The 15,883-nt window shown below is 67.9% G+C and carries 13 protein-coding genes and 1 pseudogene; 10 read left to right on the top strand and 4 right to left on the bottom strand.

Features of this window, described 5'->3' with window-relative positions; genetic code table 11:
• The 4 genes from ACIQ67_RS06055 to ACIQ67_RS06040 all read right to left on the bottom strand — a co-directional run.
• Positions 1-261, bottom strand: a 261-nt coding sequence (locus tag ACIQ67_RS06055) for a LysM peptidoglycan-binding domain-containing protein (RefSeq protein WP_397533458.1), incomplete at its 3' end; no start/stop codon positions are given.
• A 124-nt stretch (positions 262-385) separates the two neighbouring features.
• Positions 386-1,063, bottom strand: a complete 678-nt coding sequence (locus tag ACIQ67_RS06050) for a PEP-CTERM sorting domain-containing protein (protein WP_397533457.1) — start codon at positions 1,061-1,063, stop codon at positions 386-388.
• A gap of 26 nt (positions 1,064-1,089) precedes the next feature.
• Positions 1,090-3,258, bottom strand: a complete 2,169-nt coding sequence (locus ACIQ67_RS06045) for a phosphocholine-specific phospholipase C (RefSeq protein ID WP_397533456.1) — start codon at positions 3,256-3,258, stop codon at positions 1,090-1,092.
• Between the two features lie 325 nt (positions 3,259-3,583).
• Entirely contained in the window at positions 3,584-4,315 is a 732-nt protein-coding gene (locus ACIQ67_RS06040; RefSeq protein ID WP_397533455.1) for a TetR/AcrR family transcriptional regulator, read from the bottom strand.
• A 159-nt stretch (positions 4,316-4,474) separates the two neighbouring features.
• On the opposite strand from ACIQ67_RS06040, the gene ACIQ67_RS06035 reads away from it, so the two are divergent.
• The 10 genes and pseudogenes from ACIQ67_RS06035 (at position 4,475) to ACIQ67_RS05990 (ending at position 15,879) form a co-directional block, all read left to right on the top strand.
• Entirely contained in the window at positions 4,475-6,082 is a 1,608-nt protein-coding gene (locus ACIQ67_RS06035; protein ID WP_397533454.1) for a carboxyl transferase domain-containing protein, read from the top strand.
• 9 nt (positions 6,083-6,091) lie between these two features.
• Positions 6,092-6,553 (top strand): annotated as a pseudogene (locus ACIQ67_RS06030) (GNAT family N-acetyltransferase); the annotation flags it as partial.
• A gap of 39 nt (positions 6,554-6,592) precedes the next feature.
• On the top strand, positions 6,593-7,138 hold the full coding sequence (locus ACIQ67_RS06025) for a DinB family protein (protein ID WP_397533460.1): 546 nt from the start codon (positions 6,593-6,595) through the stop codon (positions 7,136-7,138).
• Complete coding sequence (locus tag ACIQ67_RS06020) at positions 7,111-8,388, top strand: alpha/beta hydrolase family protein (RefSeq protein WP_397533453.1); 1,278 nt, start codon at positions 7,111-7,113, stop codon at positions 8,386-8,388. Before ACIQ67_RS06025 ends, ACIQ67_RS06020 begins: the two co-directional genes overlap by 28 nt.
• The gene (locus ACIQ67_RS06015) at positions 8,385-9,167 is read left to right on the top strand and encodes an enoyl-CoA hydratase/isomerase family protein (RefSeq protein WP_397533452.1); all 783 of its coding nucleotides are present in this window, start codon (positions 8,385-8,387) and stop codon (positions 9,165-9,167) included. Before ACIQ67_RS06020 ends, ACIQ67_RS06015 begins: the two co-directional genes overlap by 4 nt.
• A gap of 16 nt (positions 9,168-9,183) precedes the next feature.
• Complete coding sequence (locus tag ACIQ67_RS06010) at positions 9,184-10,608, top strand: aminotransferase class III-fold pyridoxal phosphate-dependent enzyme (RefSeq protein WP_397533451.1); 1,425 nt, start codon at positions 9,184-9,186, stop codon at positions 10,606-10,608.
• Positions 10,583-11,869: an 8-amino-7-oxononanoate synthase gene (bioF, locus tag ACIQ67_RS06005; RefSeq protein WP_397533450.1), complete on the top strand. Its 1,287-nt coding sequence runs from the start codon at positions 10,583-10,585 to the stop codon at positions 11,867-11,869. The genes ACIQ67_RS06010 and bioF overlap by 26 nt, the downstream gene beginning before the upstream one ends.
• Positions 11,866-12,582 (top strand): dethiobiotin synthase, encoded by a 717-nt coding sequence (bioD, locus tag ACIQ67_RS06000; protein ID WP_397533449.1) that lies wholly within the window; start codon positions 11,866-11,868, stop codon positions 12,580-12,582. The genes bioF and bioD overlap by 4 nt, the downstream gene beginning before the upstream one ends.
• A 59-nt stretch (positions 12,583-12,641) precedes the next feature.
• A complete protein-coding gene (bioB, locus tag ACIQ67_RS05995) occupies positions 12,642-13,745 on the top strand; it encodes a biotin synthase BioB (protein ID WP_397533448.1) in 1,104 nt (367 codons plus the stop codon).
• Positions 13,746-13,887: 142 nt separating this feature from the next.
• Positions 13,888-15,879 (top strand): acetyl/propionyl/methylcrotonyl-CoA carboxylase subunit alpha, encoded by a 1,992-nt coding sequence (locus ACIQ67_RS05990; protein WP_397533447.1) that lies wholly within the window; start codon positions 13,888-13,890, stop codon positions 15,877-15,879.
• Positions 15,880-15,883: the final 4 nt, after the last annotated feature.

The raw sequence follows: 15,883 nt of genomic DNA, 5'->3' as shown, positions 1-15,883 counted from the left end.
CAGCCAGGCGATGGGCATGCGCAGTGTGCTGCCCGGGCGCAGGCGCTGCGGATCGGCGATGCGGTTGTGGCGCATCAGGTCGCGCCAGCCGTGCTCAGGCTCCAGCAGGCTGTCGCTCAAGCTGAGCAGGGTGTCTCCCGCCTGCACCCGGTACTGCCAATCCTGAACGTCCGTCTGTGCCTGGCTCAGGCTGACACTGGCGCTGCCGATGCCGGCAACAAGTGCAAGGAGTCGGAATGCCGAAAGCAGCGGCGATTTCATCGGTGGCCCTCCCTTGGAACTCTGCCCCGATGGTACTGCCAGCTTTTGCCGCTCGCTTGTGCAAGCGCAGGGGCTGTTGGGCTGCCGGCAGCCCAACAGCCCCGCAGGGCAGGTCTTTCGCGGGTTAGGAGTGGCTGGCGCGGCGGCGCTGCAGGGCCAGCAGGCCCAGGCTCAGGCTCAGCAGTGCCAGGCTGGCCGGCTCGGGCACCTGGGCCGGCGCCTGCAGAACGAAGGCGAGGTTGTCGGCATAGCCGTCGTTGTCGCCGCCGCCCTGGCGTTCCATCGACAGCCAGAATCCCAGCGAGCTGGTGCCGACCGGCAGCAGGCCCAGAGTCTCTCGGTACCAAAGGCCTGTGGTGTTGCGGCGCTCGGCCGACGTGACCGGTCCGATCGACGCATTGCCGATCTCGCTGCCGTCGTCACCAAGGAAGGAGACGTAGAACAGCGCGTTGTCGCCCTGGGCAGCCCAGCCGCCAAGCCAGCCACTCAGGCTGTAGTTCAGGGCCTGGGTGGACGGGCCGCCGAGATTCAGCATCTGGTAGGCAACCGCATAGGCGCCGGTGCCGGTGAACATCTTGCTGCCGCGCTTGCCGGGGCCGGGCTCGCTGGGCTTGACCCAGTTGTTGCCATAGCTGACCGACTGGATGGTGCTGTAGCTGTCGTAGGTCAGCCAGTTGGCGGTTCCGGCTTCGGCGTCGCCGTTGACGACGAGGTTGCTGCCGAAGCTGAGGCTGGCGTGGCTGAGGCTGCTCAGCGCGGCCAGCAGGCTGGCGGCGAGGAGGTTTCGGATTCGAGTCTTCATGATGGTGTGGATGCAGGGATGAGGTTTCAGACGCGGAATTGGTCCAGCTGCGCCGCGCCTTGCATGGCGGGGTCGCTGATGGACGCTTGGCCGTTCTCCAGATGGCCCGCGAAGCGGCGCAGCCAGCCCGGCAGTTCCTTGATGCGCAGGCTGAAGTCGTACCAGTTCTGGCTGCTTGTGAGGGGCAGGCGCAGGGCCGTACGGCTGCGTGCGACAACGCGCAGCTCGTTCGGTGTGGCCGGGAAGTACTTGTTGGCCACCAGATGGAAGGTGCAGGGTTGGCCGCCGTCGTTGATCAGCTCCAGTAGCAGTTCGTTGCTGCTGCGCTGGGCGGTGAGGCGCAGCTCAGGCAGGGCGGCGTCGCCGGCGCGGCGCACATCGCCCGCAATATGGCGGTGGAAGCCGTTCGGACCCAGCACCCAGAGGTCGTAGGCGCCGCTGCTGCTCCAGCTGCCCTGCAACTGCTTGCCGGCCTCCACCGTGTAGCGGCGCGGCAGCTGGTCAAGGGCCAGGCGGTCGTAGACATGGAAGACCGCGCCGGCCTCGCCCTGGTTCACGAAGTTCAGCGAGACGCTGCCCGTGGCGACCGTGGCCTGCACCTGCAGCTCGTACGGCAAGGCGCGCGCCGGGCGCACGCCTGCGGCCTGCACCGGGGCGACGAGGCTGGTCGGGACGGCAGGCACCTTGGTGCCGGGCAGGGCCAGTGCCTTGGCGCGACGTGCCGAGGTGGCGGGCAACAACTGCATGAAGCCGTTGTCCTCGGGGTTGGCGAAGTCGAAGCAGGATTGCAGATCGCCGCTGACGGCGCGACGCCAGGGACTGATCAACGGCTCCCTGACGCCGAAGCGTGCCTCGATGAAGCGCAGAACCGAGCTGTGGTCGGACACCTGCGAGTTCACCCAGCCGCCCTTCGTCCAGGGCGAGACCACATACATCGGCACGCGCGGCCCCAGGCCGTATGGGCGGTTCAGCGTGCGCGCATCGGCGCCGTTGAGGATGTGGTGGTACTCGCCGGTGGTGTCCACCGTCGAGGCGCCGGCCAGCCTGGACTTGGCGGGATCCGCGTCGTAGCTGAGGTAGGACGGCACCGATGGCGGCGGCATGTGGTCGAAGAAGCCGTCGTTCTCGTCGAAGTTGACGATCAGGACGGTCTTGCTCCAGACCTCGGGATTGGCCGTAAGCGCATCCAGCACGCGTGCGGTGTAGTCGGCGCCAGACGCGGGGCTGGACGGACCCGGGTGCTCCGAGCCTTCGGCTGTGGCGACGATCCAGCTGACCTGGGGCAGGCGCTTGGCAAGCACGTCGGCCTTGAGCAGATCGAGGTCGCGGGTGCTGACGCCACGGTCGCGCAGCGCTTGCGAGTAGCCCGGCCGCTGGTACCAGGCATTGCGGAAGGGGCGGAAGCCGGCCAGCGGGTTGTCGGTGAAGTTGTCTGCCGCGTTCTGGTAGACCTGCCAGCTGATGCCCGCGCCCTGCAGGCGTTCGGCATAGGTGGTCCAGCGGTAGTCGGTGTTCGGGTCGGTGTTGAAGTTGTCGCGGCTGTTGTCGGTGGAGGGGCCGCCGGCGACGCCCATGGGGTCGTTGTGTCCGGTCCACAGGAACAAGCGGTTGGTGTTGGTGCCGGTCTGCGTCGCGCAGTGGTAGTGATCGCACAGCGTGAAGGCGCGCGCCAGAGCGAACTGAAACGGCAGGTCGGCCTCCTTGTAATACCCCAATGAATGGTTCTGCTTGGCGGCGCACCAGTTGTCCATGCGGCCCAGGTCCCAGGCCGCTTGTGCGTCAGCCCAGGCATGCGGTGTGCCCGCCACGCGCATCACGGAAAAGTCTTGTTCGGTATTCAGATGAAAGGGTGCGATCGCACGGCTCTGCGGCCAGTTCGGGCGGCCGGGCACCGGTGCGCCGCCGACGCTGGGCTGGGTGAACACTGTCTTGCGGTTGAACAGATTGGCGCGATCCTTCACCGGTATGGGGAAGGGGTCGCCGAAGCCTCGCACGCCGGCCAGCGTGCCGAAGTAGTGGTCAAAGCTGCGGTTCTCCTGCGTCAGCACGACGATGTGCTCGACGTCCTGCAGGCTGCGGGTACGCTGGTTGGCGGGGATGGCCAGTGCGCGTTGGATGGCTGGCGGGAAGCTGGCCAGCACGGCGCTGGCGCCGCCGGCCTGGGCCACTTGCTTGAGGAAATCGCGACGACTCATGACGAGGCTCCTGGGACCACGCTGGCGCGTGTGGGGTGGGAAGACATGGGATGGTTTCTTTCGCAGGGAGGCAGCGGGCGATGGCTTGCTGCCTCGGGTCGGGCGAAATCTAGGCGCCACCTGTGTCGTGCGCGTGTCGGTTCAGTGAATGCGCCGATTCAATGAATCGTTAGCGTTTGAGCCCGTACTTCCCTGTTGTGCTGGCGATGGGGCAGCAGTCCGGCCAGGGGTGCCGCGTGTATCGCTCTGCGCCCGCTCGGGGGTGCGATTCACGGACGCGTCATCAACGCGTCATGCCGCCACTGCTTGGGAGTTTTGTACGCGCTCAGCGCGCTGCCAGCGCGGTGATCAGTCGCTCACGCAGCTGGCGGAGTTCCCGAAGCTCCGCATCAGGGGCCTGCAATGCCGGCCACAGCAGCGCCACCAGATCGCGTGCGCTCTGGTCCACATCGATTTGGCGGCGTGCGATCACCACTTCCCACAGCATGTGCTCCATCGGCCCGAAGACCAGCGAGCGCAGCAGGCGCAGCGGAATGTCCTGGCGAATCTGGCCCTGGGCCTGGCCCTGCGCCAGCAGTTCCATCAGCGGCGCGGTATAGCGCCGCTGCAGTTCGACAAAGGCCTCGCCGAACTCGGCGTCATGCTCACCGGTCGTCGCGGCTTCGCGCTTGCGGCCTTCCGACAGTACCAACTCGCACAGGCCGGTGCCCTGGATCAGGAACAGCCGCAGATGGGTGTGCACGATGAACTCGAGTTGGCTGCGCACCGGCGCCTTGCGCGGCAGACCGCTCTCGATGGCGGCGATGATCTCGTCGTACCAATCCCCGATGACCCGCATGCAGAGCTCGCGCTTGCTGCGGAAATAGGTGAACACCGTAGCTTCCGAGACGCCCACGCGGCGAGCGATCTCGGTGGTGGTAGCGCGCTCGTAGCCGGTGGTGGCGAACACCTCGCGCCCAACGCGCAGGATGTCCTTGACGCGCTGCTCCGACTTGGCGCTGGCCGGCGCACGGCGTTGCGGCTGCGGCGGTGTCAGGGGCGGTGCCTTGCGTGTCATGGGACTGATTCTGCACAAGAGTTGAGTAAGACTCAAGTCATGCTTGTGCCGCGTCGGCAACTCATTTATTCTTGGCGCCTCGATGTGATTTCGAGTATTGACAGCGCAGCTTTCAGAACTTATTGAGCCTTGCTCAAGCCAAGGCGCCCAGGAGACTCCATGCCGTTCATCACCACCAAGCTCAATGCCCGCTCGGCCGACTTCAAGGCCAATGCCGAGGCCATGCGCAGCCAGCTTGACGATCTGAACGCCCGCCTGGCCAAGATTGCCGAGGGCGGCGGCGAGGCGGCGCGGGCCAAGCACACCGCGCGCGGCAAGCTGCTGCCGCGCGAGCGGGTCGAGCTGCTCCTCGATCCCGGCACGCCCTTCCTGGAGATCGCGCCGCTGGCCGGCCTGAACATGTATGACAACGCCGCGCCGGGCGGCGGCATGATTGCCGGCATCGGCCGCGTCAAGGGTGTCGAGTGCGTGATCGTCTGCAACGACGCCACCGTCAAGGGCGGCACCTATTACCCGATCACGGTCAAGAAGCACCTGCGCGCGCAGGAGATCGCCGAGCAGAACCGCCTGCCCTGCGTCTATCTGGTGGACAGCGGCGGCGCCAACCTGCCCAACCAGGACGAGGTCTTCCCCGACCGCGACCACTTCGGCCGCATCTTCTTCAACCAGGCCAATCTCTCGGCCCAAGGCATCCCGCAGGTGGCGGTGGTGATGGGCAGTTGCACCGCCGGGGGTGCCTATGTGCCGGCGATGAGCGACGAGACCATCATCGTCAAGAACCAGGGCACCATCTTCCTGGGCGGCCCGCCGCTGGTGAAGGCCGCCACCGGCGAGGTGGTCAGCGCCGAAGACCTGGGCGGCGGCGATGTGCACACGCGCCTCTCCGGCGTGGCCGACCATCTGGCCGAGAACGACACCCATGCTCTGGCGCTGGCCCGCAATATCGTCGCCAACCTGAACTGGACCAAGCCCAGCCCGCTGCGCCTGCAGGAGCCGAAGGCGCCGCTGCTGGACCCGAGCGAGCTGCACGGCGTCATTCCCACCGACACGCGCAAGCCTTTCGATGTGCGCGAGGTGATCGCGCGCGTGGTTGATGGCAGCGAGTTCGACGAATTCAAGGCCCGCTACGGCGCCACGCTGGTGTGCGGCTTCGCGCATATCGAGGGCATGCCGGTGGGCATCGTCGCCAACAACGGCATCCTGTTTGCCGAAAGCGCCAACAAAGGCGCGCACTTCATCGAGCTGTGCTGCCAGCGCAAGATCCCGCTAGTCTTCCTGCAGAACATCACCGGCTTCATGGTCGGCCGAAAATACGAGAACGAGGGCATCGCCCGCGCCGGCGCCAAGATGGTGACGGCGGTGGCCTGCGCCAATGTGCCCAAGTTCACCGTCATCATCGGCGGGTCTTTTGGCGCCGGCAATTACGGCATGTGCGGCCGCGCCTACAGCCCGCGCTTCCTGTGGATGTGGCCCAACGCGCGCATCAGCGTGATGGGCGGCGAGCAGGCGGCCAGCGTGCTGGCCACCGTCAAGCGCGACGGCATCGAGGCCAAGGGCGGCCAGTGGAGTGCCGCCGAGGAGGAAGCCTTCAAGGCTCCGATCCGCCAGCAGTACGAAGACCAGGGCCATCCTTACTACGCCAGTGCCCGTCTGTGGGACGACGGCGTGATCGACCCGGCTGATACGCGCCGCGTGCTGGCCCTGGGCCTGAGCGCCGCGCTGAACGCGCCGATCCCCGACGCCAAGTTCGGCGTGTTCCGCATGTAAGCGCCTGCGATGAGCCTCACGCTGCGGCCGTTGGCCGCCACCGATTCACTGCCGGAACTCACCGCGCTGCTGCACAAGGCCTACGCGGCGCTGGGCGCACAGGGCTGGAACTTCACCGCGGTGGACCAGAGCGTGGAGCTGACCGCCAAGCGCGTGGCCGGCGGCGGCTGCCTGGTGGCTGTAGATGAGGCGGAGCGCTTGGTCGGCACGGTGAACATGCGCGGCCCTTACCGACCCGAGCAAGACGCCTGGAGCCTGGCCACGCCCTGGTATCTGCGTGATGACACGGCCATCCTGTCGCAGTTCGCGGTCGACCCCGACTGCCAGGGCCTGGGCCTGGGCGCGCGCCTGATGGACGCGGCCGAGGCCTGGGCGACCCAGCGCGGCCACCTCTACGTGGCGCTGGACACTGCCGAGCCTGCCGAACAACTGCAGCGCCGCTATGCGCAGCGCGGCTACCGCAGGGTGGGCCGCACGCAGTGGGAGGGCAAGACCTACGCCAGCGTGCTGATGGCCAAAGCCCTGCCGCACTCGCCGCTGCGCGCTGCGCTGCTGCGCCTGGCGCACTACGAGCTGTGGGCCACGCGGCGTCTGCTGAAGGCGGTGGATGGCTTGAGCGACGCGCAGTACCGCCAGGACGCCGGCCTGTTCTTCAAGAGCGTGCATGGCACGCTGAACCATCTGCTGGTGGGGCAGTCGCTGCTGTGGCTGCCGCGCTTTGCCGAGGGCGGCTCGCCGGTGATGGCGCTGAATGCCGAGGCCGAGCCCGACCGCGCCCGGCTGTGCGAGCGCCTGCTGGACGGCGCGGCGTGCTGGTCCGCAGCAATCGCGGCGCTGGACGAGACGCGGCTGAGCGAAGGCACGCTGGACTACCGCACCAGCCAGGGCGAGCCGGCCAGTGTGCCGATGGCCGCCTGCCTGCAGCATGTGTTCAACCACGGCACCCACCACCGCGGCCAGATCAGCGCCGCGCTGACGGCGCTGGGGCAGGCCGGCCCAGAGCTGGACCTGATGCACATGCTGCGCGAATGGCCAGTCGCCAAGGAGATGCGATGACGGCGCCGCACGAGACGCAAGGCCAGGGTCTGCCGACCAGCACCCAGGCGGGCGCAGGCCGGCGGCGCTCCGGCCGGGCTTGGGCTGCGCTGGCAGGCGGGCTTGCCGGCCTGCTGGTGACACTGGCTTCGTGGGCGCAGGCGCCTGCCGCCGAGCGCCTGCACATCGATGTGCGCGAGGCCATCGTGCGCGTGCCGGCCGAGGTGAAGGATGCCTTCGGCAAGCCCAGCATGGGCGAGCTGCTGGTCACCACGTTCAAGCCGGTGGGGCCGGGCCCGTTTCCGCTGGTCGTCATCAGCCACGGGCGCTCTTCCGAGAAGCGCGCCAGCTACCCGCGCCAGCGCTACGAGACTGCCGCGCGATTCTTCGTGCGCAAGGGTTTTGCCGTGGCCGTGCCTTTGCGTCTGGGCTACGGCGAACTGGCCGAGGCTGGCGATCCGGAAAGCAGCGTCTCCTGCCAGAGCCCGCGCTTCGAGCCCGCCGTGGCCGCTGCAGCTGCGCAGATCCTGGCGGTGGCGCGGCATCTGCAGGCGCAGCCCGATATCGACCCGGCGCGCGTGGTGCTGCTGGGGCAGTCGGTTGGGGGCATCTCCACCGTGGCCGCCACCGCGATAGGCCTGCCCGGGCAGGTAGCGGCCATCAACTTTGCCGGCGGCCATGGCGGCGATCCCGAGAAGCGACCGGGCGACCCTTGCGGCGGCGAGCAGCTGCGCCGGCTCTATCGCGAGTACGGTGAACTCACGGTCAAGCAGGCGCCGCAGCTGCCCTCGCTGTGGATCTACACCGAGAACGACAAGTACTTCGGACCCAGGGTGAGCCAGCGCTGGGTCGCCGCCTTTGCTGAAAGCGGTGCGGCGCTGGAGGCACGTTTGCTGCCTGCCTTCGGCGAGGACGGCCATCAGCTCTTTGGTGCCGGCAATGACCTGTGGCAACCCCTGGTCGACGAGTTCCTGACGCGGCTGGGCTTTGGCACGTCAGGTCGTGTCGCGCTGCCAGAGCCCAATCCGGCGCTGGATGTGCGGGATGAGCAGGCCGTTCCGGCCCCCAGTGCTTCCGCCCGCGAGGCCTACCGGAAGTTCCTGGCGGCCCCGGCGCCGCGCGCCTTTGCTTTCAATGCCGAGGGCCGCGTGGGCTATGCCTATGGCGATGCGGCGCCGGCGCGGGCCTTGGCCTTCTGCCAGCGCTACAGCGCGGCGCCTTGTCAGTTGTATGCGGTGAATGACACCGTGGTCTGGAGTTTCAAACCATGAGCAGTGCTCTCAAGATTGAACGCAGCGGCGATGTGGCCCGCGTCACCCTCAACCGTCCTGATGTGCGCAACGCCTTCAACGAAGCCTTGATCGCCGAGCTGACGGCGGCCTTTGCTGACTTGGGGCAGGACGCCAGCCTGCGTGCCATCGTGCTGGCCGCCGAAGGCAAGGCCTTCTGCGCCGGTGCCGATCTCAACTGGATGAAGGCCATGGCCGGCTACAGCTGGGATGAAAACCATGCCGATGCCGCCAAGCTGGCCGAGATGCTGTGGACGATCTACAGCTGCCCGCTGCCAGTGATCGCGCGCGTACAGGGCGATGTCTATGCCGGCGGCGTGGGCCTGGTGTCCTGCGCCGACATCGTCGTTGCGGTGGACACGGCGGGCTTCTGCCTGTCGGAAGCCAAGCTCGGCCTGCTGCCGGCCACCATCGGGCCCTATGTGGTGCGCGCCCTGGGCGAGCAGGCCTCGCGCCGCTACTTCGTCACCGCCGAGCGCTTCAGCGCTACCGAGGCGCATAGCCTGGGCCTGGTGCAAGAGCTGGCGACGGCCGAGACCCTGGACGAGAAGGTGGCTGCGCTGACCGGCGCCCTCTGCGCTAACGGCCCGGCCGCGGTGAAGGCCTGCAAGAAGCTGGTGCAGGACCTGGCGCATGCGCCGATCACGCCAGCGCTGCGCGATGACACCGCGCGCCGCATCGCCGACATCCGCGCCAGCGCCGAAGGGCGCGAGGGTGTGCAGAGCTTTTTGAACAAGTCCAAGCCGAGCTGGCTGGCCTGAACTGTCTGACAGATCGATGAGCCCCACGCAAGCCACGCCCAGCCCGCAGACGCTGCAGCGCCGCAGCCTGGATGCGGTGTGGCATCCCTGCACGCAGATGGCGCGTGCTGAGCGCGTGCCGCCGCTGCCGATCATGCGCGGCCAGGGGCCGTGGCTGTACGACGACGAAGGCCGGCGCTATTTCGACGCCAACAGCTCCTGGTGGGTGAACCTCTTCGGCCATGCTGATGCCGGCATCAATGCGGCGATCAAGCAGCAGCTCGACACGCTGCCGCATGTAATGCTGGCCGGCTGCACGCATGAGCCGGCGGTGCGCCTGGCTGAACGCCTGTCGGCGCTGACCGGCCACGTGCTGGGGCACTGCTTCTTCGCCAGCGACGGCGCCAGCGCAGTGGAGATCGCGCTGAAGCAGAGTTTCCACAGCTGGCGCAACCGCGGCCGTGCCGACAAGCGCGAGTTCGCCTGCCTGCGGAACAGCTATCACGGCGAAACCATCGGCGCGCTGGCCGTCACCGATGTGGCGGTGTTCCGCGATGCCTACGACCCGCTGCTGATGCGCGCCCACATCGTCGAGGCGCCCGATGCGCGCCTGGGCAACGAGGCGCAGGCGCTGCAGGCCATGCGCACCCTGCTGGCCGAGCGCCACGCGCACATGGCCGCCGTGATCGTCGAGCCCTTGGTGCAGGGCGCCGCCGGCATGGTGATGCACTCGCCTGCTTATCTGCGCGGCCTGCGCGCGCTATGCAGCGAGTTCGACGTGCACCTGATCGCTGACGAGATCGCGGTGGGCTGCGGGCGCACTGGCCGGTTCTTCGCATGGGACCATGTCAGCCCCCGGCCGACGGATACGTTGTCCGCCCCCGAAGGGGGCGCGGCCGCCCTTGGGAGCGGCCCGGCGGGCGACCGCTTCACCGAGCTCAAGGCCAAGCAGGATTGGCCCGATTTCATCTTGCTGTCCAAAGGCATCACCGCCGGCACGCTGCCTTTGTCGCTGGTGCTGACGACCGACGCGGTCTATCAGGCCTTCTGGAGCGAGGATGTCTCGCGCGGCTTTTTGCACTCGCATTCCTACACCGGCAATGCGCTCGCCTGCGCGGCGGCCAATGCGGTGCTTGATCGCTTCGACGCCGGCCAGTTGCAGATCAATGGCGAACAGGCGCAGCGCCTGGCACGTGCCTTCGCGCCGCTGGCCCAAGACCCGCGCGTGGCGGGCTGGCGTCAGCAGGGCATGATCCTGGCCTTCGAGGTGCCAGAGGCGCAGGCCGGTTTTGCCGAGCGCTTCCATCTCGCCGCCCGTGCACATGAGCTGCTGATCCGCCCGATCGGCCGCACGGTCTACCTGATGCCGCCTTACCTGATTGACGACGCCGCGACAGCCGACTGGCTGGCCGATGCGGTGCGCAAGACGCTTGACGATGCCTTCCTCCTCATCCCTGCTTGATCACCTGCAAGCCAAGCTGGACACGATCGCGGCGGCCGATCAGCGCCGATTCGTGCGTGCCGCCGAGAGCCCGACGGCGCCGCGCCAGCGCGTGCGTGGCGCCGACGGCATCGCGCGTGAGCTGCTGATGTTCTGCAGCAATGACTACCTGGGCCTGGCCGCGCATCCGCGCATCGCCAGCGCGATTGCCGAAGGCGCGCGTCTGTGGGGCGGCGGTTCGGGCGCCTCGCCCCTGGTCAGCGGCCATACGGTGGCACATGCGCGGGTCGAGTCGCTGTTGGCCGACTGGTTCGCGCCGCACATCCCGCAAGCGCGCGCTCTGGGCTTCAACACCGGCTATATGGCCAACCTGGCCGTGCTCACCGCGCTGGGCGACGAGCACACGCAGATCTTCTCCGAGCAGCTCAACCACGCCTCGCTGATCGACGGTGCGCGCCTGGCCCGCGCCGAGGTGAGCCGCTATGCGCATCTCGACCTGGCGGATCTGCGCCACCAGCTGCAGGCCAGCCGCGCCAAGCTGAAGCTGATCGTCACCGACGCGGTGTTCAGCATGGACGGCGACATCGCGCCGCTGCCCCAGCTGCTGGCGCTGGCCGACGAGTTCGATGCCTTGCTGGTCGTCGACGATGCGCATGGCTTCGGCGTGCTCGGCGAGCGCGGCCGTGGCGCGCTGGAGCACTTCGATCTGCGCAGCGAGCGGCTGGTGCTGGTCGGCACCTTGGGAAAGGCCGCGGCGCTGTCCGGTGCCTTCGTGGTGGCCCATCACATCATCACTGACTACTTGCTGCAGGCCGGGCGCAACTACATCTTCTCGACCGCCTCGCCGCCCGCGGTCGAGCACGCCTTGCTGAGCAGTCTGGATCTGATCGGGGGCGAGACCGGCCGCCAGCGTCGCCAGCAGCTGCAGGCCTTGCGCACGCAGCTGCGTGCCGGCCTGCAGGCGCTGATCGCCCGCCACCCGCAGCTGGACTGGCGTCTGCCCGATTCGGAGACACCGATTCAGCCGCTGATCGTCGGCAGCAACAGCGCGGCGATGAGCCTGGCCGCGGCCCTGGAGCGCGAAGGGCTGCGGGTGCCGGGCATCCGCCCGCCCACCGTGCCCGCCGGACAGGCGCGGCTGCGCATTACCCTCAGCGCCACGCACAGCGCGGCCGAGGTGCAGCACCTGCTGTCGGCGCTGGAGCGCGCCGCGCGGACGCTGGCCACCACGGAACAGTTGCAAAAGCAGCAGCAAGCGAACTTGCAGGAGCACAGCCCGTGAGCCCCGGACTCTTCATCACTGGCACCGATACCGAGATCGGCAAGACATTCGTCACCGCGGCCCTGACCCATGCGCTGCAGCTGGCGGGCGCCCGCGTGGTGCCCATCAAGCCGCTGGCGGCCGGGCAGAGCTACGACGCGGCCAGCGCTCGCTGGGTCAACGAGGATGTGGCCCAGCTGCATGCGGTGCAGACCCTGGGCCTGACGGCAGAGCAGGTGGGGCCGTTCCAGTACCGCGAGGCCTGCGCGCCGCATATCGCGGCTCGGCTTGAAGGGCGCAGCATTGAGCGGGAGCCGCTGCTCGTGGCCATTGCGGCCAGCGCTGCGCTGGGCGAGCTTGCTTTGGTCGAAGGTGTGGGCGGCTTCCGCGTGCCGCTGCGGGAGGGCTGGGACACCGCCGATCTGGCCTGCGACCTGGGCCTGCCGGTGCTGCTGGTCGTCGGCCTGCGGCTGGGCTGCATCAGCCATGCCTTGCTCACCGCAGAGGCCGTCCGTGCGCGCGGCCTGCGCCTGGTCGGCTGGGTGGCCAACACGGTGGACCCGGACCAGCCCCATGTGGCTGACAATCTCAGCGCCCTGGATGCGGGGCTCGGCGTGCCCTGCTGGGGCTTCATTCCCCGCCTGCCCGCAGCCAGTGCGGCGGCCGCGGCGCAGCACTTTTCGCTCGCGCCAGCGGAACTGCTGCAGGCCGTCCTCCAGGCCCAGACCTGCTGAGGGCCGGCGTGCCTGACACACAACAAGATTCAACGAGACAAGCGAACCGCAATCACCCCATGAGCACCACGACGATGAAGCAGAACGTCAACCAGATCCAGTCGCTGACGCCGACCACCGATGAGCAGCGCCGCAACGCCAAGCCCTGGACCGTGAACGAAGTGGCGGCGCTGTTCGAGCTGCCCTTCAACGATCTGCTGTTCCGCGCACAGCAGGTGCATCGTGAGCACTTCGATGCCAATGCGGTGCAGCTGTCCACGCTGCTGTCCATCAAGACCGGCGGCTGCGAGGAAGACTGTGCCTACTGCCCGCAGTCGGCGCACTTCGACACCGGCCTGAAGGCCGAAAAGCTGATTCCGCTGCAAGAGGTGCTGGAGGCCGCGCGTGCCGCCAAGGCCAACGGCGCGACGCGCTTCTGTATGGGGGCGGCCTGGCGCTCGCCCAAGGAGCGACACATCGAAGCGATTGGCGAGATGGTCAAGGAAGTGAAGGCTCTGGGCCTGGAAACCTGCCTGACCGCCGGCATGCTGGCCGACGGCCAGGCCGAAGCGCTGCAGCAGGCGGGGCTGGACTACTACAACCACAACCTCGACACCGCGCCCGAGTTCTACGGCCAGATCATCACCACCCGCACCTATCAGGACCGGCTGGACACGCTGGACCGCGTGCGCCAGGTCGGCCTGAAGGTCTGCTCGGGCGGCATCGTCGGCATGGGCGAGACACGCCGCCAGCGCGCTGGCCTGATCGTGCAGCTGGCCAATCTGGACCCCTATCCCGAGAGCGTGCCGATCAACAACCTGGTGCAGGTGGAAGGCACGCCGCTGGCCGGTACCGAGGCGCTGGATCCGTTTGAATTCGTGCGCACCATCGCGGTCGCCCGCATCACGATGCCGCGCGCCATGGTGCGCCTGTCGGCCGGCCGCGAGCAGATGCCTGAGTCGCTGCAGTCGCTGTGCTTCTTGGCGGGCGCGAATTCGATGTTCTATGGCGACAAGCTGCTCACTACATCGAATCCGCAGGCTGAGAAAGATCGCGCGCTGCTGGAGCGGCTGGGGATGCATTGCGCAACGGAGGCGGAGTTGTCCGAGAGCAAGCAGGCCGAGGCCAAGATCAAGCTGATGAGCGGCAGTGCAGAAGGCCAGCGCGCCTGTCAGGCGCATTGAGACCAGTAAGCCTTAGCAACCAAACCACAGAGGCACGGAGTCGCAGAGCCGCCCAGCCCAGCAAGCCGCGTGGCCTTCGCTCTGTGTCTCCGTGCCGCAGTGGTCGTGTTTAGTATTGCCGTCAAGCAAGGAGTTATTCGCCATGTTCAAGAAAATCCTTATCGCCAACCGCGGCGAAATCGCCTGCCGAGTCGCCGCAACCGCGCGCCGCCTGGGTGTCAAGACAGTGGCCGTGTACTCCGAGGCGGACGCGAAAGCCAAGCATGTGCAGGCCTGCGATGAGGCAGTGCTGATCGGCGGCCCGGCGCCGCGTGACTCGTACCTGCAGTGGCAGCGCATCCTCGATGCCGCCAAGGCCACCGGCGCCGAGGCGGTGCACCCGGGCTATGGCTTCCTGAGCGAGAACGAAGAGTTCGCTCAGGCCTGCGCTGACGCTGGCCTGGTGTTCATAGGCCCACCGCCGTCGGCTATCAAAGCTATGGGCCTGAAGGCGGAGTCCAAGCGCCTGATGGAGGCGGCCCGCGTGCCGCTGGTGCCCGGCTATCACGGGGCCGACCAGGACCAGGTGCTGCTCAAGAAGGAGGCCGAGCGCATCGGCTATCCGGTGCTGATCAAGGCCAGCGCCGGCGGCGGTGGCAAGGGCATGCGGGCGGTGTTTGCAGCGGATGAGTTCGACGCCGCGCTGTCTTCGTGCAAGCGCGAGGCGATCAACAGCTTCGGCGACGACGCGGTGCTGATCGAGCGCTATGTGCAGAAGCCCCGCCATATCGAGATCCAGGTATTTGGCGACAGCCATGGCGACTGCGTCTACCTGTTCGAGCGCGATTGCTCGGTGCAGCGCCGCCACCAGAAGGTGCTGGAAGAAGCGCCCGCGCCCGGCATGACGGCCGAGCGCCGCGCTGAGATGGGCAATGCCGCTGTGGCAGCCGCCAAGGCGGTGGGTTATGTGGGCGCTGGCACGGTGGAGTTCATCGCCGAGCAGGACGGCCGCTTCTACTTCATGGAAATGAACACGCGGCTGCAGGTCGAGCATCCGGTGACGGAGGCCATCACCGGCCAGGACCTGGTGGAGTGGCAGCTGCGCGTGGCCGCCGGCGAGCCGCTGCCGCTCAAGCAATCCGAGCTGCGCATGCACGGCCATGCGATCGAGGCGCGCATCTGCGCGGAGAACCCCGAGGCAGGATTCCTGCCGGCCACCGGCGCGCTGAAGGTGGCGCGCTGGCCGGCGCATGTGAGCTTCGAGCGCGGCGACGTGCGGATTGATTCCGGCGTGGGCGAGGGCGACGAGATCAGCCCCTATTACGACTCGATGGTCGCCAAGCTGATTGTCTGGGGCGAGGACCGCGCGCAGGCGCTGGCGCGGCTGGATGCGGCGCTGCGCGACACGCATATCGTCGGTCTGCAGACCAATGTTGCCTTCCTGCGCCGCTGCGCGGCGACGGTCTCCTTCGCCGGCGCCGATCTGGACACCGGCCTGATCGAGCGCGAAAAGACGCAGCTCTTCGGCCAGCCCGGCCTGTCGCTGGCGCTGAGCGCCGCGGCCGTGGTGGCGCACACGCTGGCCGAGGAGGCCACCCGCGAGAGCCGCGACCCCTGGAGCCGCGCCGACGGCTGGCGCATGTTCGGCGCCTCGACGCGCCGCTTCGAGCTGGAGTTCAACGGCGAGCACCACCAGGTGCTGCTGTCGCGCCACCACCAGGGCGGCATGCATCTGAGCGTGGCCGGCGAGGTAATTCCATTTGCTTTGAGTTCGCGCAGCCTGGAGTCGCATGAGCTGCTGCTGGGCGAGGGGCTCACGCAGCAGCGCGTGACGGTGAAGACCTACAAAGTCGGCGAACAGGTGGCGGTGTTCGCAGCCGTTGGAAGCGCGCTCCTGACCGAGGTGGATGTGATCGCCCATGCCGGCGAGGGCGGCAGCGAAGGCGGGCGCCTGACAGCGCCGATGCCGGGCAAGATGGTGGCCTTCCTGGCTCAGCCGGGCGACACCGTCACGAAGGGCCAGCCGCTGGCGGTGATGGAAGCGATGAAGATGGAGCACACCATCAACGCGCCGCGCGACGGCGTGGTGGCCGAGCTGCTTTACGGTATCGGCGACCAGGTCGGCGATGGCGCCGAACTCTTGCGTTTGGAGTGAACGA

The sequence above is a fragment of the Roseateles sp. genome (assembly GCF_044373315.1).
In the GTDB taxonomy this organism is placed as follows: domain Bacteria; phylum Pseudomonadota; class Gammaproteobacteria; order Burkholderiales; family Burkholderiaceae_C; genus JACDQM01.
The sequence above is the reverse complement of the archived record's forward strand: the minus strand, read 5'-3'. Positions and strand labels throughout refer to the sequence as shown.